The organism is Secundilactobacillus sp. MJ173 (genome assembly GCF_059704265.1).
In genome coordinates, this window is sequence record NZ_BAAKGN010000020.1 from 39,489 (window position 1) to 61,559 (window position 22,071).

17 protein-coding genes are annotated in these 22,071 nt (G+C 42.9%); 1 reads left to right on the forward strand and 16 read right to left on the reverse strand.

Translation table 11 applies throughout. From position 1 onward, the window contains the following. Positions 1-11: 11 nt before the first annotated feature. From AC6H04_RS03330 to argS, 4 genes are all read right to left on the reverse strand, one after another. On the reverse strand, positions 12-353 hold the full coding sequence (locus tag AC6H04_RS03330) for a YlbF family regulator (RefSeq protein WP_497570344.1): 342 nt from the start codon (positions 351-353) through the stop codon (positions 12-14). Positions 354-520: 167 nt separating this feature from the next. Next, positions 521-2,641 (reverse strand): transglycosylase domain-containing protein, encoded by a 2,121-nt coding sequence (locus AC6H04_RS03335; protein WP_497570345.1) that lies wholly within the window; start codon positions 2,639-2,641, stop codon positions 521-523. 146 nt (positions 2,642-2,787) lie between these two features. Continuing rightward, positions 2,788-3,255: an arginine repressor gene (gene argR / locus AC6H04_RS03340; protein ID WP_098824070.1), complete on the reverse strand. Its 468-nt coding sequence runs from the start codon at positions 3,253-3,255 to the stop codon at positions 2,788-2,790. 539 nt (positions 3,256-3,794) lie between these two features. Further along, complete coding sequence (gene argS / locus AC6H04_RS03345) at positions 3,795-5,486, reverse strand: arginine--tRNA ligase (protein ID WP_497570346.1); 1,692 nt, start codon at positions 5,484-5,486, stop codon at positions 3,795-3,797. A 478-nt stretch (positions 5,487-5,964) separates the two neighbouring features. Here argS and AC6H04_RS03350 point away from each other — a divergent pair, with 478 nt between their 5' ends. Beyond that, positions 5,965-7,389 carry an APC family permease gene (locus tag AC6H04_RS03350; RefSeq protein WP_497570347.1) on the forward strand — a complete coding sequence of 475 codons (1,425 nt, stop codon included), beginning with the start codon at positions 5,965-5,967 and terminating at the stop codon, positions 7,387-7,389. Positions 7,390-7,438: 49 nt separating this feature from the next. On the opposite strand, the gene AC6H04_RS03355 is transcribed toward AC6H04_RS03350, so the two are convergent. From AC6H04_RS03355 to AC6H04_RS03410, 12 genes are all read right to left on the reverse strand, one after another. Continuing rightward, positions 7,439-8,392 (reverse strand): DMT family transporter, encoded by a 954-nt coding sequence (locus AC6H04_RS03355; RefSeq protein WP_497570348.1) that lies wholly within the window; start codon positions 8,390-8,392, stop codon positions 7,439-7,441. A 96-nt stretch (positions 8,393-8,488) separates the two neighbouring features. After that, the gene (locus tag AC6H04_RS03360; protein ID WP_497570366.1) at positions 8,489-8,992 is read right to left on the reverse strand and encodes a folate family ECF transporter S component; all 504 of its coding nucleotides are present in this window, start codon (positions 8,990-8,992) and stop codon (positions 8,489-8,491) included. A 134-nt stretch (positions 8,993-9,126) separates the two neighbouring features. Continuing rightward, a complete protein-coding gene (locus AC6H04_RS03365) occupies positions 9,127-9,891 on the reverse strand; it encodes an ABC transporter ATP-binding protein (protein ID WP_497570349.1) in 765 nt (254 codons plus the stop codon). Further along, the gene (locus AC6H04_RS03370; RefSeq protein WP_497570350.1) at positions 9,872-10,834 is read right to left on the reverse strand and encodes a FecCD family ABC transporter permease; all 963 of its coding nucleotides are present in this window, start codon (positions 10,832-10,834) and stop codon (positions 9,872-9,874) included. Before AC6H04_RS03370 ends, AC6H04_RS03365 begins: the two co-directional genes overlap by 20 nt. 1 nt (position 10,835) lies before the next feature. Continuing rightward, positions 10,836-11,723 carry a heme ABC transporter substrate-binding protein IsdE gene (gene isdE, locus AC6H04_RS03375; protein ID WP_497570351.1) on the reverse strand — a complete coding sequence of 296 codons (888 nt, stop codon included), beginning with the start codon at positions 11,721-11,723 and terminating at the stop codon, positions 10,836-10,838. A gap of 12 nt (positions 11,724-11,735) precedes the next feature. Then, on the reverse strand, positions 11,736-12,560 hold the full coding sequence (locus tag AC6H04_RS03380; RefSeq protein WP_497570352.1) for an NEAT domain-containing protein: 825 nt from the start codon (positions 12,558-12,560) through the stop codon (positions 11,736-11,738). 88 nt (positions 12,561-12,648) lie between these two features. Beyond that, on the reverse strand, positions 12,649-13,833 hold the full coding sequence (locus AC6H04_RS03385; RefSeq protein WP_497570353.1) for an NEAT domain-containing protein: 1,185 nt from the start codon (positions 13,831-13,833) through the stop codon (positions 12,649-12,651). A gap of 423 nt (positions 13,834-14,256) precedes the next feature. Next, positions 14,257-14,649: a hypothetical protein gene (locus AC6H04_RS03390; RefSeq protein WP_098824061.1), complete on the reverse strand. Its 393-nt coding sequence runs from the start codon at positions 14,647-14,649 to the stop codon at positions 14,257-14,259. 145 nt (positions 14,650-14,794) lie between these two features. Beyond that, positions 14,795-16,783 (reverse strand): cation:proton antiporter, encoded by a 1,989-nt coding sequence (locus AC6H04_RS03395; protein WP_497570354.1) that lies wholly within the window; start codon positions 16,781-16,783, stop codon positions 14,795-14,797. 83 nt (positions 16,784-16,866) lie between these two features. Further along, complete coding sequence (gene map, locus AC6H04_RS03400; protein WP_497570355.1) at positions 16,867-17,658, reverse strand: type I methionyl aminopeptidase; 792 nt, start codon at positions 17,656-17,658, stop codon at positions 16,867-16,869. Between the two features lie 118 nt (positions 17,659-17,776). Continuing rightward, complete coding sequence (locus tag AC6H04_RS03405; RefSeq protein WP_497570356.1) at positions 17,777-20,875, reverse strand: AAA family ATPase; 3,099 nt, start codon at positions 20,873-20,875, stop codon at positions 17,777-17,779. After that, entirely contained in the window at positions 20,872-22,014 is a 1,143-nt protein-coding gene (locus AC6H04_RS03410) for an exonuclease SbcCD subunit D (protein ID WP_497570357.1), read from the reverse strand. Before AC6H04_RS03410 ends, AC6H04_RS03405 begins: the two co-directional genes overlap by 4 nt. Between the last annotated feature and the right edge of the window lie 57 nt (positions 22,015-22,071).

Sequence of the window (22,071 nt, forward strand, 5' to 3'; positions counted from 1 at the left end):
AAACGCCTGTTTTAGTTTTCGTACAGGGCCTGGATTGGTTTTGTGATTTCGCTGTTTAATTTAGCCAATAGCTGATTGACGTCCTTTTCTTTTTCCATCAAATCTTTAATGGCGTCCTTGTCCCTAACCTTACCAGCAAGGTCCTGTGCCTGTTTCATTTCATCTTCATCAGGCTGTTGGCCCTGCATCTGCTTTTGCTGTAACTTCAATTGCAGTCCCTGGAATTGTTTGAACAAGTCATAAGCCTCTGCATCAGCCTTCATCGTGTTATAAGAATTTTGTAAAGCTGTGAATTCATCAGAACTAGCTAGTTCGTCGCGTAACTCACCAGCGGTTTTTAAAATGTCTGCCATAAAAAGCATCCTCCTGTCTTCAATACTTTCATATTGTATCATGAAATGATAGACGGGGAAAGACGGCTGTGCGGGTTTGAGGGTGAGTTTTTATCTAGCTTAAACCTGTTTCATGCGGCAGAGGCCTTCACTATACTACGGTCTCTAAGCGCCTTAACTTACACACGCTATTGTCCAAACGTACTCTGCCACCACTTTTTGACAGTGTTCGCAGCGTTATTCGCTCCCTGCTGAATCTGATCACCAACACTTCCAGCGCCCTGCTGGACGTTATCCCAGAAATTATTATCTGACTTCGAGGCCTTCGCTAAGGTAGATGCATCCTGCGTATCAAATTTGGTTTGTTTAGTATACGGCAAAATTTCTTCCATCTCAGTCTTAAACAGTGGGCCAACTCCCGTGCCACTTAAGTTCTCCAAATGGTGATCCTTGTTCGTGCTGTCAAAGCCCTCCCAAGTCGTCAAAACAACGTCTGGCGTATAACCCACGATCCATTTATCACGGGTAGCATCGCCGTCCCCGGTGTCGTCGGCTTCAGTACTGCCCGTTTTACCGGCCACCGAATACCCGTATGGCTTGGCATCGACACCAGTTCCACTGTTGAATACACCCAGCATCATACTGGTCATCTGCTTAGCAACCTTAGGCGACATCACTTTATGGGTCGAAACTTTAGGATTATCCACGATGACATTGCCAGAAGCATCCACGATTTTGCGGATGTAGTGCGTATCGGTTCGTGTCCCATTATTGGCAAAGGCCGTGTACGCCCCCGCCAACTCCTGAGGTGAAACCCCTTTACTCAAGCCACCCAGCGCTAACGCCAAATTCTTATCTGACTTTGTCACCGGGATACCAAATCTTTTGACGGAATCGTAACCCTTATTGACACCAATTTTATTTAACAGCCAGACTGCCGGTGCGTTCACACTGTTTGCTAGCGCTTCATACATCGGCATTTTACCGGTATACACGTTGTTATAGTTTTTAGGCGTGTAATGATTACTCCCATACGACGTCTTCTTGTTTTGCAGTTCCGAGTCGTAGAAATAGCCGTTCTCAAGCGCTGGCGTATAAACTGCCAATGGTTTGATGGTTGACCCCGGCTGCCGTTTAACCTGTGTGGCGCGGTTGTAGCCCCGGAACACATGCTTGCCCCGACCACCGACAACTGCCATCACACCACCGTTATTCGGGTTAATGGCCACTGATGCTGCTTGAACTTTGGTGCCATCAGCAGCATTTTGAGGAAAGAGGTAGTCACTCTTAAAGTTGGTTTGCAAACTAGACTGATAATCTTGATCCAAATAAGTATAAATTTTATACCCGTGATTCATAATATCTGATTCAGTTAACCCATATTTAGAGATTGCTTCATCAATGACCGCATCAAAGTAATAAGGATAACGGTACGAATCCTTATACTGATACGTATCCGCTGTGGTTAACGGCGTTTGCTGATAACTTGCCGCCTGTGAGCTCGTGATAGCACCCGTCTGAGCCATTAGCCCCAGTACCACGTTACGGCGATCTTTAGAAGCCTGTGGATGATCAATCGGGTTAAACCCACTTGGCGAGGTCAGCATCCCCGCTAAAACGGCTGACTGGGGAACTGTTAAACTCGCCGCATTCGTTCCAAAATATTTGTGTGCAGCATCCTGAACTCCCCACACACCGTTGCCAAAGTAAGCATTATTCAAATACATGGAAAGAATATCCTGTTTGGAATATACGTTTTCAACTTCAATGGCCAGAAAAATTTCCTTTAACTTCCGTGTCATCGTTTGTTCCTGGGTCAAAAAGGCGTTCTTCACCAGCTGTTGGGTTAATGTACTCCCCCCACCGCTAATATAGTCGCGATGAAGCAGTTTATTTTTAGCTAACAAATAAAACGCCCGTGCGATGCCCTTCACGGAGAAACCATACTCATGATAAAAGTTACGGTCTTCCGTTGAAATCACCGCCTTTTGAACGTTTGGCGAAATCTTGCTCAGTGGTACATACGTTCCTTTCTGAGCGTACAGTGAGCCTGCTTTGTGATTACTCTTATCGTAAATATACGTAGTTTTTTCCAACTGAGCCTTTAGGTTACCAACATTCGCCGTCTTTGCTTGAAAAGTCAACGTCGCACTAACGATAAAGACTAATGTTAGGATAACGACAATGAGCCATCGTGTTAACTGATAGCGATGCCAAAATTTACCTAGATGTCGTTTAAAGACTTGGTAATATGGTGATAACCAAGCTCTAAAGCCCTGTTTTGATGAATTTCCCCGATTATTATTCATTCGTTTCCCTCAACAAGTAAAAGATTTGCACTTTTAATTCTATCATATTATATAAAGATGGCTGAAAAAGCCGTCAATTTTTAACGGAGCTTAAACAAACAAAAAACACGCCAGAATCAGCGTGTTTTCTTTATACCTGCAAAATGTTAGTGCACAATGTCAGGATTCATGTTTTTGGCAATTTCTTCGTTCAACTGCTGAGCAACATCAGCATTTGGACTAATCACTAAAATCGTATCATGACCGGCTAATGTTCCGACAACTTCAGGTAATTTTAAATCATCTAAAATTGCAGCTAACAGATTGCCATTACTTGGCAGCGTTTTGATCACATTCATAAACTCAATCTGAGTCAAGCCGATCACGACTTCATTAATGGTCTCGCGCAAGTGTTCTTCTTCTGATTTATTTCCGGGTTTGAAAATTGTGTAACGCAAGTGTCCATGGCCATCCTGGGCTTTGACAACCTGCATCTCACGAATATCACGCGAGATTGTTGCTTGCGTCGCCTTAATCCCAATTTCATTTAGATGACGCATTAGGTCTTCTTGTGTACCAATCGGATACTGATTGATCAATTGTTCAATCCGTGATTGACGAATACTTTTCTTCATCCTAATGCAGCCCCCTTACTGTATAATACGTGATTATTATAACAAAATGAAAAAAGAAAAGAAAGCTCAATTTTAAATAACTATTCAAAGTGAGCATAAATTGGAATATAAATTAACCCCATGACATTTAAAATTCGCTAATAGTACCAAAGCCTTCGCCAACATAATTAATATTAATGCAGGAATTCTATGGTTAGAATTAACGACACTTTATTTAGAAGTTAATATTTTTTTAATGTTACGCCCACAATTTAACACGAATTATAAACCCATCTGCAAGCGCTTATCAAGCCGATTGTGAAAAAATACGTCGGGACAAAGATCTATATCGCTGAGGATTGCAATTCTTTTTAAATGGCATTATCAAATCAATTTTCTTTTGTTCATATTATTGATATAGCCTAATTATGCGCCACAACTCAGATTCCGGCCATTTAAAGCCAAATAACGCGCATTCCGGCAAGTTCACCGAAATACGCGTTATTTGTGTTAAAAACTCTAGAATCTCCCGAGTTACGTCACACACTCACGATTCCAAATTACATTTCATCTGGTGCTTGAACACCCAACAAACGCAGTGATTCTTTCAGCACAGTTGAAACACTCTTAACTAACGCTAAACGAGCAGGCTTTTCTGCATCGTCAGCTAAAATCTTAGAGTGTGCATAGTACTTGTTAAATGATTTAGCCAAACGAATGGCGTACTTAGCAATATCTGAAGGTTCAAATTCCTTTAAGGCTTCAACCACCGTATCAGGGAAGTCAGCTAATGCTTTTACTGTTTCCCAAGCTTCTGGATCAGAAATCTTGGCACCATCTGTTGAAATGGTAACATCAGTGGCTTTCCGTAAAATACTTTCAGCACGAGCATGAGCATACTGAACGTAAGGGCCAGTTTCCCCTTCGAACTTCAACTGTTCTTCAAGATTGAAGTCGATACTGTTCATCCGTTCGTTCTTCAAATCACCAAAGATGATGGCACCGACACCAACTTGTTTGGCAACTTCATCTTTGTTTGGCAAATCAGGATTCTTAGCGGCAATCTGTTTTTTAGCCATATCGATGGCGTCATCTAAGACTGCATCCAGTAAAATGATCCGACCAGAACGGGTAGAAAGTTTCTTACCATCAACGGTAATCAAACCGAATGGAATGTGGTGCAGATCCTTAGCGGAAGGCAGACCCATTTCCATCAGGACAGCTTTTAATTGTTTAAAGTAATAAGTTTGTTCAGAACCAACAACGTAAAGGTTCATCGCTGGGTGATAAGTATTTTCCCGGTAAACCGCCGTAGCGATATCACGTGTGATGTATAGTGAAGCCCCATCACTCTTCAAAATCAAAGCTGGGTTTAAATCGTACTTTTCAAGATTAACGACTTGGGCACCTTGTGATTCTTTCAGTAAGCCCTTTTCTTTCAAAGTATCAATAACAGCTTGCATCTTGTCGTTATAGAAAGCTTCACCGTTATAGGTATCGAATTTAACCCCCAACTTATCATAAATCGCATTGAAGGCCTTCAGTGATTCGTCACGGAACCATGACCAGAGATGGTGTGCTTCTTCGTCACCATTTTCCAGTTTTCTAAACCATTCACGTGCTTCGTCATCCAATTCTGGGTGCTCCACGTCTTCTTTATGGAACTTAACGTAATACTTCACCAGATTAGTGATTGGGTCCTTCTTAACATCTTCTTCGTTACCCCACTTCAAGTAAGCAGTGATCAACTTACCAAATTGAGTTCCCCAGTCACCCAAGTGATTATCTTTGATTGGGTTATAACCGTTCTTTCTTAGAATCTCGGCAATTGAATTACCAATCACTGTTGAACGTAAATGACCCATTGAGATTGGCTTAGCAATGTTAGGTGATGACATGTCAATCGGCACATTACCGTTATTGCCAGATTGGTTCTGACCATAATCGGCACCCTGAGTTAAAACATCATTCAACACTTGAACGCTGAAAGCCGTTTTATCCAAGAAGAAGTTCAGATAAGGACCCGCGACTTCGACCTTTTCAAATTTGCTAGTATCAATTTTTTCAACCAAATCAGCAGCAATCTGCTGAGGTGCCTTTTTGAAAGTCTTGGCTAATGTGAATGCTGGGAAGGCATAATCACCCTTGCTCGTATCCTTAGGCCGTTCGATTTTTTGGTAAATATCCTCAGCTGAAAGGACATCCGTTAATGCTGGTGCTAACGTATCAGCGACAAATTGTTTGTAATCCATGAAATTAACTCCTCACCTATTAAATTATGACTGCAGTTATAACCGACTAATGAGAACCTAGGGCATAAAAAAAGTCCCTCTCCTACAATAAATAAATACTGTAAGAGACGAGACTACCCGCGGTACCACTCTTGTTGATATTACTATCCACTCAACTTATAAAAATGTTATTCTAAAAAGCGCGCTTCATCGGATTAGCTGCTTGGCTTCCATCGCCCCAAACTCGCTGTGAACTAATGACCTGACTACTCTTCTTTTATCATCGAACTGGGTTACCGTGGTAACCTCACTCATTGCATTCTATAACATCTTGATATAAATCACAAGGTTAATAGTTGTTTTTTGATCATTATGAGTCCGTGAAAGTTAACTTATTAAGCATTTCTCATTTAAACTCACTTTTCATTAGAGTTTGATGTATAATAGGACATTATATTCAATTTTTTACATTTTATTCATTCATGAAAGGAGTTTGAAAATGAGTCAGAAAAAGAGGGCTTCTACCCTTTTCCTTCGTAAAGATATCAAGACCGATCTTTATAAGAAAACAGGGTTGGAAAAATCCTTAACAGCTTTTAGTCTAATCACAATGGGAGTTGGCGCAATTGTTGGCGCCGGCATCTTCATCACGCCCGGTATCATTGCAGCAAAGTATGCCGGTCCTGGTGCATTTCTTTCATTTGTCGTAGCCGCCGTTGTTTGTTCCCTGGCTGCGTTATGCTATTCTGAATTCTCGTCGACTATTCCACTAGCTGGTAGTGCATATACATACATATATGCTGTTTTCGGGGAATTTATTGCCTGGATATTAGGCTGGGCATTGGTCTCAGAATATTTATTCTCCGTTTCAGCGGTTGCAGCAAGTTGGTCATCGTACTTTCAAAACATCTTAGCAGGGTTTCACTGGTATCTGCCAGAGGCGCTTCGTGCAGCATACGGAACTGCTGGAATGCCGCACGCGTTTTTTGACTTACCCGCCTTTATCATCATCATGCTGCTTTCATTCTTACTAATTGGTGGTGTCCGTGAGTCAGCACAAATCAACGCTATCATGGTTATTTTGAAAATCATCGTAATTATTTTATTTATTGTCGTGGGTGTTTTCTACGTTCGCCCAGAGAACTACCATCCTTTCTTACCATTTGGTATGAAAGGCATTGTTTCAGGTGCAGCGGTTGCTTTCTACGCTTACATTGGGTTTGATGCCGTTTCAACTGCGGCAGAAGAAGTCAAAAACCCACAGAAGAACGTCCCGCTTGGCATTATCGGCTCTCTGGTCATCGCCACAGTACTCTACATTGCGTTGTCACTCGTTTTAGTTGGCATGGTAAAGTACACAAACTTAAACGTTGCCGATCCCGTTGCCTATGCCCTTCATTTCATCCATCAAAACTGGGTCTCAGGAATTGTTTCTCTGGGGGCTGTTATTGGGATGACCACCGTGTTAATGGTGTTCTTATATGGTGGCACACGACTAGTTTTTGCTATTAGTCGTGATGGTCTGTTACCACGCGCATTCAGCCGTTTGAGTCCAAAAAGTCATGTACCAGTCACTAATACTTGGCTGTTTGGTATCTTGGGCAGTTTCTTTGCGTGCGTCATTCCAATCGATAAGATTACTGAATTGGTGAACATTGGGACGTTATTTGCTTTCGCGATGGTTTCCATTGGTATCGTCTTCTTACGTCGAAACCCCGAATTCAAAGAACTTGATTCAGCTTTCCGGGTACCTTTCTATCCCGTTTTACCAGTTGTTTCATTTATTCTTTGCGTCACATTAATGTTGGAATTGAAATCATTCACTTGGATTGCCTTCTTCATTTGGCTGGCAATCGGCTTAGTATTCTACTTCAGCTATGGTTATCGTCATAGCGTGGTTCGGAATCGGCACAATGCTGAATAGCAATAGCTAAAGCAAAAAGGCCTTGGAATTTTTCCAAGGCCCTTTTAGTTTACAAAATTCGGATAACCATTACGCCAACAATCATAATCAGCAACCCACCAATTTGCAGTAACGTCACTGGGTTTTTCTCGGAAGACAGCCAGCCAAACTGGTCGATCAGCAGACTTCCGATCATTAAACCAATCAAAACAATAATCACGGCAAAACCAGTTCCAATAATCGGCACCAGATAGACATTGCCTAAGACGAATAACGCACCAAGGATGCCACCAAGCCACATCCACCAAGGTGTATGACCGTTATCTCGCTGAAATTGCAATCTTGGTCTCACTACCAATACGATTACAATCAACGTGATGGTACCAATCAGAAATGACACGTATGCAGCCTGAATTTTAGATCCTAAAACTTCCCCTAGATGACCGTTCACAGCAGTTTGAGTCGCACTCAGGATTCCTGCCAATACACCAAACAACCGCCAGATCATCAAATGAGCTGATTGAGGTGTTTCTTCAGTGACAGTCTCCAATCCGGCTTGACCGGTAATCCGTTCCATCCAGCTATTACCAGCAACCGTGACCATGACACCAAAAAGCACCAATAAGGCACCAAGTCCTCGTACGATGGTTAATGGGCTCACTGGGGAATAAAACAAGCCCCAATCATCTATCATGATTCCCGCAAGTATCTGCCCTAATACTGGAAAAATAACGGTTTGGACACTGCCCAATTTGGGGAACAAAATAATATTGCCGGTAAGATAGATCACACCTAGCAGGCCACCTAACCACAACCAAAAAGGCTGCGTGCCAATCAAAGAACCACTGATCAATAAGCTACGGTGGTCGATGAGCGTCATGATGGCCAGAAAAACGGTGCCGATTCCAAATGACACCAAAGAAGCTAAAAACGGTGATCCTAACGCTGCTCTTAAGCGCGAATTAATACTGGTCTGCATTGGCAGGCCAATCCCAATCACCAATCCAATCAGTATTGCTATCAAGTCCATCACCCCCAATTAATGCGGGTAGTATGCCCGTTTAAGAAGTTAAAGTCAACTATCTTCACTTCTATTCACTGCCAATGGCCAATTCCTAATCTATTTTGTAAAGCGGTCAATGGGAACTGCCTTAAAGACCACTGAAATCAGAACACTGTAAATCACAAATGAAATTAATTCTTGCGGAACCCGGGTTGCAAACAGCATGTTCCACGTCATGCCGTACATGATGTGAAGCCAGAGACTATTTAGAAGTAAGTTCCATCCCATGGTCACGATGAATGAGGCCAGCACGATTCGCCATAGTCTAACCGGTTTTTGATAAAAAAGTTTACCGAACGTATAACCGGTCAAACCAGCCGTGATAAGAAAGCCGAAGAAAAAACTAAATTTAGGAAATAATAGCATACCAATCAAGCTCGACATGGTTGTTGCAGCAGCCGTTAATTTTGGCGGAAACAAGCGTGCCATAATAGCAGTCACCACAAATGAAAACGTAATTTTGGTGATTAAAAACTGAATCGATAAAAAGCTTCCCAAAACCACTTGCATCGCAATCAACACGCTCATAGCGGCCACCACGTACGCGGAACTAAGTCTCATCTCTTTCAAGTTGAACCAACCTCTTCTCTCAAAATTAGTCACTGTATGCCAACAGTTATAACCATATTTAACTATAATTTCACGTGCTTGCCAATGGATTTGGAAAATTGGGACAAAAAAAGCGGTTTGCACCGCTACGAGGCCGTTAATTGAATCACATATGGGCCATATTTTTCGATATTCACAATTTTTACTGGCAGTTCGAAGGCATCGCTTAATAGTTGCTCATTTAGCATTACGTCGGCCGCTCCTGCTTCCACAAGTTGGCCTGATTTAACGAGCCAAAGCTGGTCACTCACTTTCAACGCCTGATTGATATCGTGTAAAATCATCACCACTGTAATCCGCTGCTCTGCGTTTAACCTCTGGATCAACCCCATTAACTCATTCTGGTATCGAATATCCAGATACGTTGTGGGCTCGTCTAAAAACAGATACTGTGGTTCCTGCGCCAGCGCTGCAGCCAACCATACCCGTTGTTGCTGACCACCAGAAAGCGACGATAAGGGCCGATTCATGGCATCCGCCAAGTCGACGATTTTCAGAAATGGCTGAACTTCATCGTCAGGAATAGTGGCCAATAGTGAATGAAACGGCAACCGTCCCGTTTTGACCACTTCTTTAACCGCCATCTCATCGTAAACTTGGTGTTGCTGACTGACCAGCGCAATTTTTGCTGCTCGTTGTCGATTCGATAACGTTTCAATCGACTGGCCGTCCAATTCAACCGTTCCGGTATCTGGTGAGACAGACCCCATCAGTAATTTAAGCAAAGTTGATTTGCCGGCACCGTTTTGACCAATGATCGACAGAATTTTCCCATTGGGTACCGTGGCCGTAAAATCTTTAATTAATTGTTCTGAACCTGGGTACCCATAATTAACGTGCTTTAATTCCATGGAATCCCCCTCTTTGAACCAAAATAATCAAGAACGGACCACCAATAATTGCCATAATGGTTGCAGCCGAAATTTCACTGGGAAGAACCACGATGCGGCCAATGGTATCCACCACAAGTAACAGCCAAGCACCACTCAGCATTGAAAACGGCAAAATCGTTTGATAATCATGACCAACAAAATACCGGGCAACGTTTGGCACAATAATGCCAATAAACGGAATCGTCCCTACGTCGGCAGTCACATCAGCTGACAGATAAACGACTAACGCCAGTAGGCCTAACCGCATAGCAGTGACGGGAACACCAACTGAAGATAGCTGTTCATCCGGCAACTTGAGATCATTGGCCCACGGCGCCATCAGCAAAACGGCGACTAACCCCACGAATCCGGTGATTAATAGCACGTAAACTGACGACCAGGTAATGCCGTTAAATCCTAATGAGGTACCAACGTTGATCCCTTTGGTGAATAATTGCGTTAATGCCATAAACGTCAGGTTCAGTGCCACACCAACGATAATTAGCTGGTACGGTTGCCGTAAGGTTTTTCGGTTGGCTAATAATACGAAGGCAAACAAACCACCTATGAGCGCAAATAACTGTTTTTGAAAACTAAAAGCAGGCAGTAACATCCCACCCAGCAGCATGAACAGCTCCCCAGCACTAGTCACCCCTAAAATGGTTGGGTCGGCCAACCGATTACGAAAAACCGCCTGACTAATTGCACCAGCCGATGCCAGCATTCCGCCTGCCAGCATTGCCGCTAAAATTCTAGGCAGCCGAAAATTCAACACCGTTGTCAGGATTTCGGGATGATTTCCCATCAATGCTTGCCAAAGTTGACTCACCGAATAATCCTGTGTGCCTAACATTAAGGTCAATATAGCGGTAACGATAAGGGCGATACAGATAAAAATGTAAGCGATGCGTTCCTTTACCATCTTATTTACTCCCCGGATACAACCACTGGGACACTTCGCCTAACGCCCTTGCTGCGTGCATATTAGCCGTGGCGTCAAAGTCGGGTTCTTGTAAATCGTATACACGCTTTGACTGGACTGCAGGCGTCTGTCGCCAAAATGATTGAGATTTAAACTCACTATTAAACTGTTCCGTCACCATTTTAGGCATGGCGTGTTCAAGGCGCAAAATAACTTGAGGCTCTGCCTTTTGGATGGCTTCATCACTAGGCTGGACATACTCTTGATCCTTGGAAGTAAAAACGTTCTTCCCGCCCGCCAATTCGACTAGATTACCGACATAAGAGCGGTTAGTCGCAATCATATAACCGGCACCGGGCAATCCCATCAGCACGAGTACCCGTGGTTGTTGGTGATGGTTTGCACGTTGTTTAGCCTTAGAAATGGCTTGATTAATTTCTCGATTGGCAGTCTTAGCCTCACCCTTACGGCCATATTGATTACCCATGGTTGTCACCACGTGCTGTAAATCACTGACACTTTGCAAATTCAAAAAGTAGGGTTTGATGTGCTGCTGTTTAAATGATTTACCAAACTGATCCTTCAACGTCGTCACACTGTAGACAGCCGTGGGTTTTACCGAAGCGATTTTTTCCGCACTAGGATTCATCGGACTGCCAATTTTAGTGACGTTCTTGTACCTTTCCGGCAGTTTATTGGCTGTATTCGGTACACCTACCAATGGCAGTTTTAATCGATCAGCAATTTGCACCACGGCATAGGTAGTCGCCACAATTCGCTCTTGATGATGTTTTTTAGCTAGCTGTCGGTTCGCAAAGAAGCCACCAAATCCCCCTACAATCAGCAACACGATGACGACGATCAAAGCTGTTCGTCTTGGCGATTTCAAAATTGGCGCCCCCTATTCCTTCTTTTTCATGACAATTAAACTACCACCAAGAACCACCACCGCAATGACCACCACGCCAGCAATCAAGAATGGCATTCGCGATGACGGATTACTGTGATCTTTTTTGTCTGCAGAAGTGGTTTGCGGCTGAGTGGATGAAGCCTTGGCCGCACTTTCACTAGACGCCTTGCTTGTTACAGAAGATGAATCAACAGTTGGCTTATGACTGGTTGCCTTGTTTTCACCGTTTTGCTTTTCCTGTTTATTGTGAGCCAACGAATTGACATCATGGCCGCTAGTAGACTTACTGTCATTAGCTGGTTGGCTGGTTTTGGCGGTGGACGCACCCGTCACTTTGGCTGTAGCGGCAGTGACAGCCGCCTTACCTTTTAAACTGGGTAACCCATTAGTACTGAATTTGAACGAAATCAGATGGGTGGCTTTATATACCTTAGGCACGTTGATTGCCAGCTTTGCGTTAATTCGTTTCTTTAAATTAGTTGTGCTAAATGAATAATACAAGTTTGAATTCCCAGCACGATCCTTTACCCGACGAACATTCTGAGGTGATCCGCCATTCACTGAGAGCACCTTAACAGGATACGACGTCAGCTTCTTAGCCGTTCGAATGTGCATGGTCACCACGTACTTATGGTGAACGACTTTCACACTGGCCGGTTTAACAAAGTAACCACTGGCCATGGATGTCTGGTTGGTATTGTACTTTAACGCCTGATAATTAAGCGATTTTGCTTGAGCCATTGTGCTGCCGGCCGCTAACCCCAGTCCCAAGGCAGCAAAAGCTAATAAGCCGACTAACCATTTCACTCGTTTCATATTCTCCCTACTTTCTACATATTTCCCCGTTAATCGTCACAAAGACCACCTCAGTTTAATCCCACCTGAGTGGCCTTTGACGACATCATTAAACACGGTTTCTTCTGTAAACTGCGGTTGTAACAATCATGATTAAACTGATGACACCAACAATTGCGACAGTCGCGTTTTGAATGTCGTTAGTTTGTGGTAATTTACCTGCTGCCTTTTTGGTAGTCGAAGCTTTAGCAGATGTTTGAGAACTGTTACTTGGTGTTTCTGCTGCACTTGAATTATTAGCATTAGTCGTTCCAGTTCCATCAGAAGTAGTTGCACCCGTGAAGTTATAGAAGATATCAAAGTCAGAACTAATGTCCATTGTCGGAACGGAGACGTGAATCGTTCCCTTAACTGGCGATTTCGTTAACGCATCGAGGCTAGGTACATTGAAGCTAAAGCTTGCCGTATAGTCTTTGTCAGTTGATCCGTAAGTGACATCAGCTACCTTTTGACCATTTACAGTTAATGGAACAAAGCCCTTAGCAGACATTCCTGAATTTTTACCATACTGAACGTGCATGGTGACTTTGTAGGAACCATCGCTTAATTTTTCAATGTTGGCAACGTGAGTATAGTATTGATTGGCTGCAGAGATAGATTTTTTATCCGCCTGAAGAACTGAGTAATTCAATTTAGTGATTTTGTCAGTTCCTGGATTAATAACACTTTGTTTAGATGAAGATGAGCTACTTGATGATGTGCTACTATCACTCAAAGATGAGCTTATGGAATCTGAATTAATTTCCGGTTCCTGTTTATCTGAATCATCAATGACATTGATATTTTTGACTTTCGACCAATCAAAAGTTTCGTACGCTGAAACCTGCTTATCTACTAAAGGCTTCGTTACTCCTGGAACAGTCACAACTACATGATAATCAACTACAACGCTAGGAGACTCGTCATGCAATACGAAAGTTAAGCTTGAACCATCTAAAATTGATTTTCCATCAACAAGTGCACTCTTTAAAGCAGCTTGACCAGCTGCGGAAGTGATTGGAACTGAGACTTCATAAGTTCCATTATCAACGTTTACATTGCCAGTATCACCGAGAAATCCTTGTGCCATGCTATGTGCATTTGTACCATCGTCTTTTACTGACAGTACCGGTACTGTATATGTACCGTCAGCCAAAGCATTAGCTTTAACCTGCCCCGCAGCACTCACACTCAACAACGTGAAAACAACTAAAAAAAATCCCCCGAATAATTTCTTAAACCAATATTTTCTCATAAATAATTCCTCCGATAATAAAATAATTTATTGATAGCCAGAATAAGCAATACTTCCTGCTCCAATTACTCCTCCAAAAAAAACAGAACAGTTCACAAATTAGAAAATATATAAAGTACCTCTACGTTGAGAATTATACCTCGAAAATAGTCGTTAATAAAACAAAAAAGCACAAATTAGTACATCTTTTCACTAATCTATCGATAAACAAAATTCAATTATCAGCTGATAGCACAAGCTTTTATCAATATAATCGGTACAACTTCGAAAATGTTGGAGTCACCGTTTCAATGTAAAATTTTATAAATTACATCACAGAATACTGCTGGAAACCATTGAATATACATTATGGTAAAATTTTGATATTCCATTTTTATATAAATAAGGCAAATTAAAAGCCCACCGAAGTGAGCTATTTAAGAATCATCCTAATTTAAATGGTGTTGAAATTGTCACGTTGATGGCTTGATGCCCATTTGCCACGCAAGACTGTGCCACATGGCTCAGCAAATGATGAGATTGAACGTAAGCTCTAAACTCAGTCAGTTTGGGCACCTGCAACTGAAGTCGGTTAGCAGACTGATCGACTTCGATCCGGTCTAGCTGACACTCCTGGTTAAGTCGCAAAATGACCGTTTCAACGATTCCTAACACAAATTTGCTATTTGTCAGGTAGTTAATATTAGCCGTTTCCAAATTAAACTTCATTGACCCCGTAGTTAAATCCTTATGTTCACCATCCACCGTAGCTCGATAAGTCACTACAATATCGCGGGTAGTCACCTTATTTCGAATCTTTAATGTATAAGCAATCACGCTATCATCCCCTGTCAACAGTCTGACGGACCTTACTTCATCTAAACATCGTAATCCTAATCACCGGCCCCACCAAAATAATACTCCTACTGCTGGCTTACATCTATTATGTTACTAATTTCACAGCTGAATATCAAGCTTTTATTTATCGATACGATTCGCTATTTTGAATATATGTGATTTCATCAAAAGAAATCCGTTGTTGCAATTTTTCGGCAAGATCCGCAGAGATATCACCTTTAGCAATGGCTCGCTGCACAAGTTCATACTCGGCATGAAACGCACGCATAAAGAGTTGGTAAACCATATTAGGATCAACATCACCACCACGGATCCGTCGGTGACGGGTGCGATAGAAACGTCGAACAAGATTCGTCTCGACGCCGTTTTCCCCGCTGTTTTGTTTTAAATAAGCCATGACTGCTTCAAACCCAGCATTTTCAATTGGCAGAATATCTTCACCGTGTTTTTCAAACTGTTCTCGCCAATAAACCTCTTCTAGCGCGATAGGGGCCGTTAAGAAGGCTTCTTGAGCCCGGTGCAGATCTTTGTAAAGGGTGCCAATGTGCAAACTAAAGCGAATCCGTAACCAGACGTTTTTCCAAACTTTTTCATCAGCAGAAAAGTGATTTAACTGCAAAAACCGGCTGTAGTAAGTCATCTCATCTTTTGTGATTTGACCAGCCTCATACATTTCCCGAATCTTTTGATTTTCTACCCTATGCGTTTGTCGTCTTATTTGACGTTCAATTCGTAGATTAGGCGTAGCATCCAGAATTAACTGCTGTTGAAGGGAGTCAATGACGATCTGGGCTTCACCCGGATAATCTTTTTCACCCGTCAAATCACTGATACCCGCCTGAATCATCCGCCGCACCCACTTGAACTGCGGTTGAGCAGACTCTTGACTCGGTAATAACAGCGGTACGAAAATCGTTGGCAAGATTAAACTGGTTAAAATGACCACGGCTGCTAGAAAAATTAACGGTCCTCGTAGCATGAAGGGATGACCATTGACCATCGTTGGAATTGAAAATGCAAGCGACAGTGTAATCGTACCATTAGCACCACTCAGAGCCATGACCAAACTGTCGCGCCAAACATGATCCGTTTTTGTTCGACGTTTGAGTAAAAAGCGTGTCCACAAAAGCCGAATAATTCCCTTTAACGCATAGAGAAACAGTCCCAGTACCAGTAAGTTAATAATCGTCACCTGAGCGTTGGTGTGGGCATTTAAAGCCCGAATCACATCTGGTAACGATAAGCCTAAGAGTACGAACACCGTTCCGGATAAAATACCACTGACAATTTCCCAAACATTGCTGGTCACTAGCTGCATCCGTGATGAGATCAGTCCCAACTTATCTCGTTCCGATCCCTGGACCAGACCAGCGGCCACAACCGCCAAAATGCCAGATAATTCCAGTTTCTCAGCTAACAAATAAACTAAAAACGGTGTTAGCAATTGAATTAACACCATAATCAATGGCGTTGCGTCATTGTGCCTAATGAGAAATAGTCTTGAACTGACGACGATTACGCCAATAATAGCACCAAATAATAGCCCACCTAGAAACTCCCAGGCAAACATCCCAATGGCTGCCTCAATAGAAAACCGACCAGACATATAGGCTGCCAATGCCATGTCAAAAATAACGATACCAGCCGCATCGTTAAACAAAGATTCATGCTGCAAGGTCTCCGCCTGTTCTTCCGCAATGGGATTAGCTTCGAAAATCGAGTTAACGGCCGATGCATCGGTAGGTGCCACAATTGCAATCAAAGCAAAACTTAGACTTAACGGTAAAACCGCATAAAGTGCGTGAATACTGGTCCCTACAGCCAGTACAGTCACGACCACTAGACCAACAGCTAACGACAGAATGTTCGTAATCGATCTGCCAATCCAAAACCGCGAACTATTCTGCGCTTCATTAAATAGCATTGGTGCAATAATTGCGAAAGCAAACGTTGATGGATCCAAATGAAAACCTGAATAAGCTGGTAATAGTGCCAGCAACAATCCCAAAATAATTAGGAAAAATGGTAACGGAATGGCTGTGAGATGTCTCGCTAGAATATTAGCGAGTACCACAACTGCCAAAATAATAATTAATAAAAGTACTTGATCCATGATTTCTCCTCACCCTCAAACTTATAAGAATAGTATAGCCGTGGAGATGAGTTTTGCCATCAATTTTGTTTGGCATTCAAGCATTATAGGTATTTGGCGTCTCTTTTTGGATCCTGAGAAGTTAAAATTTTAGGACCATCTTTAGTAATGACTAAGGTATGTTCAAACTGCGCTGATGGTTTACCGTCAGCTGTGACGTAGTATTCCCAAGAATGATCAGCGGTTTCCATCGAACGAATTTCACGGGTTCCTAAGTTAACCATTGGTTCAATGGTTATGGTCATGCCTTCGCGCAACCGTAGTCCCTTACCCGCTTCACCATAGGCTGGCACATCGGGTTGTTCGTGCATGGTTGGCTGAATCCCATGACCAATGAGTTCACGGACATCACCCATGTGGTTTTCTGTTTCTACATACTGCTGAATAGCAGCACCAATATCACCAAGTCGGTTACCAATCACAGCCTGATCAATGCCGCGATATAGTGATTCTCTGGTAACGTCCAGCAGACGTTGATTTTCTGATGAAATCTCACCAACCGCAAACGTTCGGCAAGCATCACTCAAGAAACCGTTCAAGTTGACGACTAAGTCCACTGCCACAACATCGCCAGATTTTAAAAGCAGTGCTTTTCGCGGAGTTGCATGCGCAACTTCATAGTTAACGTTGACGCAAGTCGCATACTTATAGCCCTCAAACCCCTTTTCTTCGGCGGTAGCACCGTGGCTTTCAATATAAGTATTGGCAAACTTTTCAATTTCCCAGGTTGAAATTCCAGGTTTGATAACTTCTTCAAGACCATTTAAGACCCCGGCTAGTACAGCACCAGACGCCTTCATTTGTGTAATCTCTCGGGTTGATTTTAATGTAATCATCACTTAACTTCCTTATTTAATAAATTATCTGATTCAAATTAATGCTTTTTAATCAGTCGAAAACTTATTATACGCTCATCGAAGATTGAAAACGACTATTCTTACTCTCTTAGTACCACTAGGGTAAAACAACGTTAGCCACCGATTTACCCTGGCCCGTTGGCTGAACCTGAATCTGATATGGGATGGTTTCTTGCAGCAAAGTAACGTGGCTAATGATGCCAATCATGCGATTACTGCTCTCGACATTTTCCAAGGCCTTCATAGCTGTGGACAGAGATTCCTGATCCAGTGAACCAAAGCCTTCATCAATAAATAATGCATCGATGCTGATACCACCCGATTCGTTTTGAATGGACTCGCCTAAGGCCAATGCCAAGCTCAAAGCAGCAATAAAACTTTCACCACCAGAAAGTGTATGCACGCTACGAACTTGACCAACATTATCATCGTAAACGTCAATTTCTAGTCCGGTATTTTTTTGATAAGTGCCGGCTTCCAAATGAAGCTGCATGGAATAGCGACCAGAACTTAACTGCTTCAAATGCTGATTGGCAATCGCAAGAATTTCAGCTAGTTGAGCTCTTAAGACATAACGCTCCAAGCCAAGTTTGTTATCGCCTCCGCCCGCCACGGTTTCCACCAGTAACTGCAACTCATTCAGCTCATCCAGCTGAGTTGCAACTTGCTGGGTCGCCGCCTTTATTTGAGTCAAAATATCGCCGTTAACAGTGACTTGTTTCTGCTTCTCATCAGTTTGCTCCTGAACACTTTCTAGCTGCTCATTAAGTCCCTTTAGTTTAGTCTCACTTTGACTTAAATCGACGACGTGTTTATCCCCCACCAATTCTCGATAAGCAGCCACATCCGCTTTGGCAGCTGTGATCGCCTGCTGATAATTCTGAATTGATTTTGTTAACGGCGTTATTTCATCTAAGTGGTGAGTAAGTTCAACGAACTGGTCCATCTGATTTAACCCAAATTGCTCAGTAACCGCTTGTTCCAAAGATGTCGTCACTGTTGCAAGTTTTGCTTGCGTTTCCCGCAACGTTGTTTCCGTATTGTTCATATTGGCCTGAGTGGTAGCAGCGGCTTCCCTGCTTTGCTGTAAGTCTTGGGTATTTTCTTGAACTTGTTGCTGATATTCGGCAACCTTGTTCCGTTGTGAGGTCAGGAATTCATCAAGCGCCGCTAAATCTGTAAATTGATCAGGTAAACGTTTCTGTGCCTCTTCTAGCTTAGTTTGAGTTGTTTGCTGCGCTAGTTTTACTGATTGGACTTGTGTTGTTAACCCTTGAATTTGTTGCTGCAACTTATCCACGTCTACACTAACTCTACGTTGCTCATCAACTGCTTCATCAATGGCAGCCAGTTGCTGGCTAACCGTACTTGCTTGTCGACTAATCTGATTTTCTTGATCACTGACCTTCTGAAACAACTGATCAATCGAAATCTCGTGCTGAACTTTGAACTGATTAACTAAATCATTTTTCGAATTCTTGATTGATTCGGCTTGCTGATTAAACGCATCTTGAAGATGAGCCAAATCACTTTGCGCTTTAGTCTGCTGATCCTTCAGCGTTCTCAATGACTGTTCTGCTAGTTTCAAGGTCTTATCATCCACCGGCTTTGTCTGTGTAGCAATGTGTGGTGCTGGGTGTTCAATACTACCACAAACCGGACACGGTGTCCCCGGCTTTAGTTGACTAGCAAGGACCGAAATCTGCCCTGCCAGCCACTGATTTCTTAACTCATCATAATCGCGACTTCCTTGATCAACTTGTTGATTCAGTGCAGCCAATGCTGACTGGGCCTCGGTGATTGTCTGCCGTTGTGCTAAAAGTTGCGTTTGCTGATCAAGTAACCCGCTGACCTGTTTTTTCATCAACGTTTGTTCGTTCAGCGTTGTCATTAAATCGGCATGGTTTTTAAGTAGTGCCGGTTGCTGACTGATCAAGTTATTCAGGTGTTTAAGACGCGCCTGAACCTCTTCTTCCTTTGCCTGGAATTGGGAAAATTCGCGATTCGTTTTTGAATAATCTGCCGACTGCTGGTTCAACAGGTCGGTTAACTGGCGAACCTGTTCATACAATGGTCGCTGTTGCGTGAGAACAGCGATGTTTGACTGAATATCCGCGATGTTCTTGCTGGTATTTGCTAACTGTTTTTGCTGTTCGGTTAGCTGGTTTGTAGTTTGGTTTTGGGTTTTTAAATTGTGAGTTAAAGTAACTTTTTGCCGTTTCAACAGGTCACACTGCTGACTTAATTCCTCTTGCTGTTCGTAATCATGTTTTTGTTCATTGACCCAGTTCAACGTCGCCAACCGTTGCTGTAATTGTTTGATCTCCGGCCGTTTGGTATTAAGCTGCTGCTCCTCTTGCAGTTTCTCATTCAATCTTTGAATGTTCTGATTCATCTTTTGATCGGTTTCAATTTGAGCAGTCAGTTGACTAACTTGTCCCTGCAAGTCTTTTACCTGATGTTTAGCATCACCCAGCTCAGCTTGATCAACCCCAAACTGTTCTTCAAGCTGGCTTAAATCATGCTCGCCATCTTTTTGGGTCCAGCGCACCCGTTTCAAGCCGTTATCAATGATGGCTTGTGCCGATTTAATTTTGTCACGCTGCTGATTCAACTGTTGTCTTAGTGCTGCAGCCCATCGTTGAAACAACTGCGTACCAAAGACCTTTCTCAAGATAGCTTCCTTTTCACTACTGTCAGAGATTAGGAAGCGCCTAAAAGCTCCCTGTGGCAGTAGCACAATTTGGACAAATTGCTTTCGACTAATCTGTAAAATATCGGTTAACTTCAGATTGATCTCTTGCATCCGTGTAATCTCATCAGTTTTCGTGCCGTTTTTATAGACCATTAATTTCCCACTGCTGGGATAATCCCGGGTACCAGTTCCCCGCTTTTTCGCTAGTGTTTGCTTGGGCTGGCGCGTGACTTCATACTCCAGACCTTTATGCTCAAATCTCAGGGTCACTTCAGTGGGTTCATGGTCTTCTGCAAAATCCGACCGTAACGCTGCAGGGTCACGGTCATCACTGGCACTTTCCCCATATAGTGCGAAAGTCATGGCATCAAAAAGGGTTGTTTTACCGCTACCAGTGGGACCCGCAATCAGAAAAATCGACGCGTCAGCCAACTGGGTAAAATCAATTGTTTGCTTGGCATATGGACCAAAATTTATCATGGTCAGTTTTAATGGTTTCATGCTTGATTTCCTTCCTCATATGCTGCTTTGAGCGCCGCCTTTGCCCATTTTTCTTGTTTGGGACTCAACGGTTCCTTAGCGACTTGTTGGTAAAAATCGTCCAATAACGCCATTGGTGATTTTTGTCGAATCTGTTGGCTCGATTCACCCTGATAACGAACTTGCGCTTCAAAACCATCTGCTCGGCCCAGCGTAACGATTCGAGGAAAGACATCACGCAATCTGGCCATTACGTTGGGAATCGGCTGTTTATCGGTTAATGTGATGCCGACGTAATCTTCATGATCAATGCTTTGGTCATCAGCAGACGCCATCAACTCGTCAAAACTACCAGTGAGCTGTTTCACATCATGAATGGGTGTGATTGGCTTAAACGTTAGCGCCACAGGAGACTGATCCGTGTCTATAATCCAAACACCCTTTTTCTGATTCGCTTCCGAAAGAGAAAACTTGACTGGTGAACCGCTGTAACGGACGGTTGGTGTTTGCAAGGCATCCTTACCGTGCAAATGGCCCAAAGCCACATAGTCAAAATCCGTCAATAAATCCGTTGGAACCGCCGCTAGACCGCCCACTGTCAAGTTAGTTTCTGAATCAGTGGTTGAACTGCCAGCCGCAAAAAAATGTGCCACTAGAAGATGCTTTTTGGCAGGATCAAATTTTTTCTTCATTTCGGTGACAACCCTTTTGAACGCCTGATCCAAATGTTGCAGAGAATCGTCCTTAAAATACTGCTGAGCTTCGAAGGGTTCAAAATAAGGACATAGGAAAAGCTGCGTATCAGACAATTCGATTGGACTAAACGCCTGACGCAATTCGGTATGAAGAAATAACCGCGTCGACTTAAACCAAGGTGTCCCGGTCGCTAATCTAGTGGCACTATCGTGATTCCCCGAAACCGCATAAATCGGTAATTGATCTGCTAAGTTTAGTTTCTCAAGCATCTCGTCCACCATTGCTACTGAAGCTTCCGATGGTAAACGCCGGTCATATAAGTCACCCGCAATAATCATGGCATCAACCTGTTCTGCTTGCGCAATCCGTTCAATTTGGTCAAAAGCATTTTGTTGTTCATCAGTTAAATCAAAGCCGTGCAGTCGTCTACCAATATGCCAATCCGCTGTATGTAGTAATTTCATTCTTCATCGATCCCCGTCCATCTAAGTTAATTCCTATTTTAGCAAAATAAGACTATT

Coding starts and splice junctions, on each gene's coding strand:
- AC6H04_RS03395 (WP_497570354.1), bottom strand. CDS start 16,783: ATGGATCAAGTACTTTTATTAATTATTATTTTGGCAGTTGTGGTACTC.
- AC6H04_RS03380 (WP_497570352.1), bottom strand. CDS start 12,560: ATGAAACGAGTGAAATGGTTAGTCGGCTTATTAGCTTTTGCTGCCTTG.
- AC6H04_RS03365 (WP_497570349.1), bottom strand. CDS start 9,891: ATGGAATTAAAGCACGTTAATTATGGGTACCCAGGTTCAGAACAATTA.
- argR (WP_098824070.1), bottom strand. CDS start 3,255: ATGAAGAAAAGTATTCGTCAATCACGGATTGAACAATTGATCAATCAG.
- map (WP_497570355.1), bottom strand. CDS start 17,658: ATGATTACATTAAAATCAACCCGAGAGATTACACAAATGAAGGCGTCT.
- AC6H04_RS03335 (WP_497570345.1), bottom strand. CDS start 2,641: ATGAATAATAATCGGGGAAATTCATCAAAACAGGGCTTTAGAGCTTGG.
- AC6H04_RS03370 (WP_497570350.1), bottom strand. CDS start 10,834: ATGGTAAAGGAACGCATCGCTTACATTTTTATCTGTATCGCCCTTATC.
- AC6H04_RS03330 (WP_497570344.1), bottom strand. CDS start 353: ATGGCAGACATTTTAAAAACCGCTGGTGAGTTACGCGACGAACTAGCT.
- AC6H04_RS03405 (WP_497570356.1), bottom strand. CDS start 20,875: ATGAAACCATTAAAACTGACCATGATAAATTTTGGTCCATATGCCAAG.
- AC6H04_RS03360 (WP_497570366.1), bottom strand. CDS start 8,992: ATGAGACTTAGTTCCGCGTACGTGGTGGCCGCTATGAGCGTGTTGATT.
- AC6H04_RS03350 (WP_497570347.1), top strand. CDS start 5,965: ATGAGTCAGAAAAAGAGGGCTTCTACCCTTTTCCTTCGTAAAGATATC.
- AC6H04_RS03410 (WP_497570357.1), bottom strand. CDS start 22,014: ATGAAATTACTACATACAGCGGATTGGCATATTGGTAGACGACTGCAC.
- argS (WP_497570346.1), bottom strand. CDS start 5,486: ATGGATTACAAACAATTTGTCGCTGATACGTTAGCACCAGCATTAACG.
- AC6H04_RS03385 (WP_497570353.1), bottom strand. CDS start 13,833: ATGAGAAAATATTGGTTTAAGAAATTATTCGGGGGATTTTTTTTAGTT.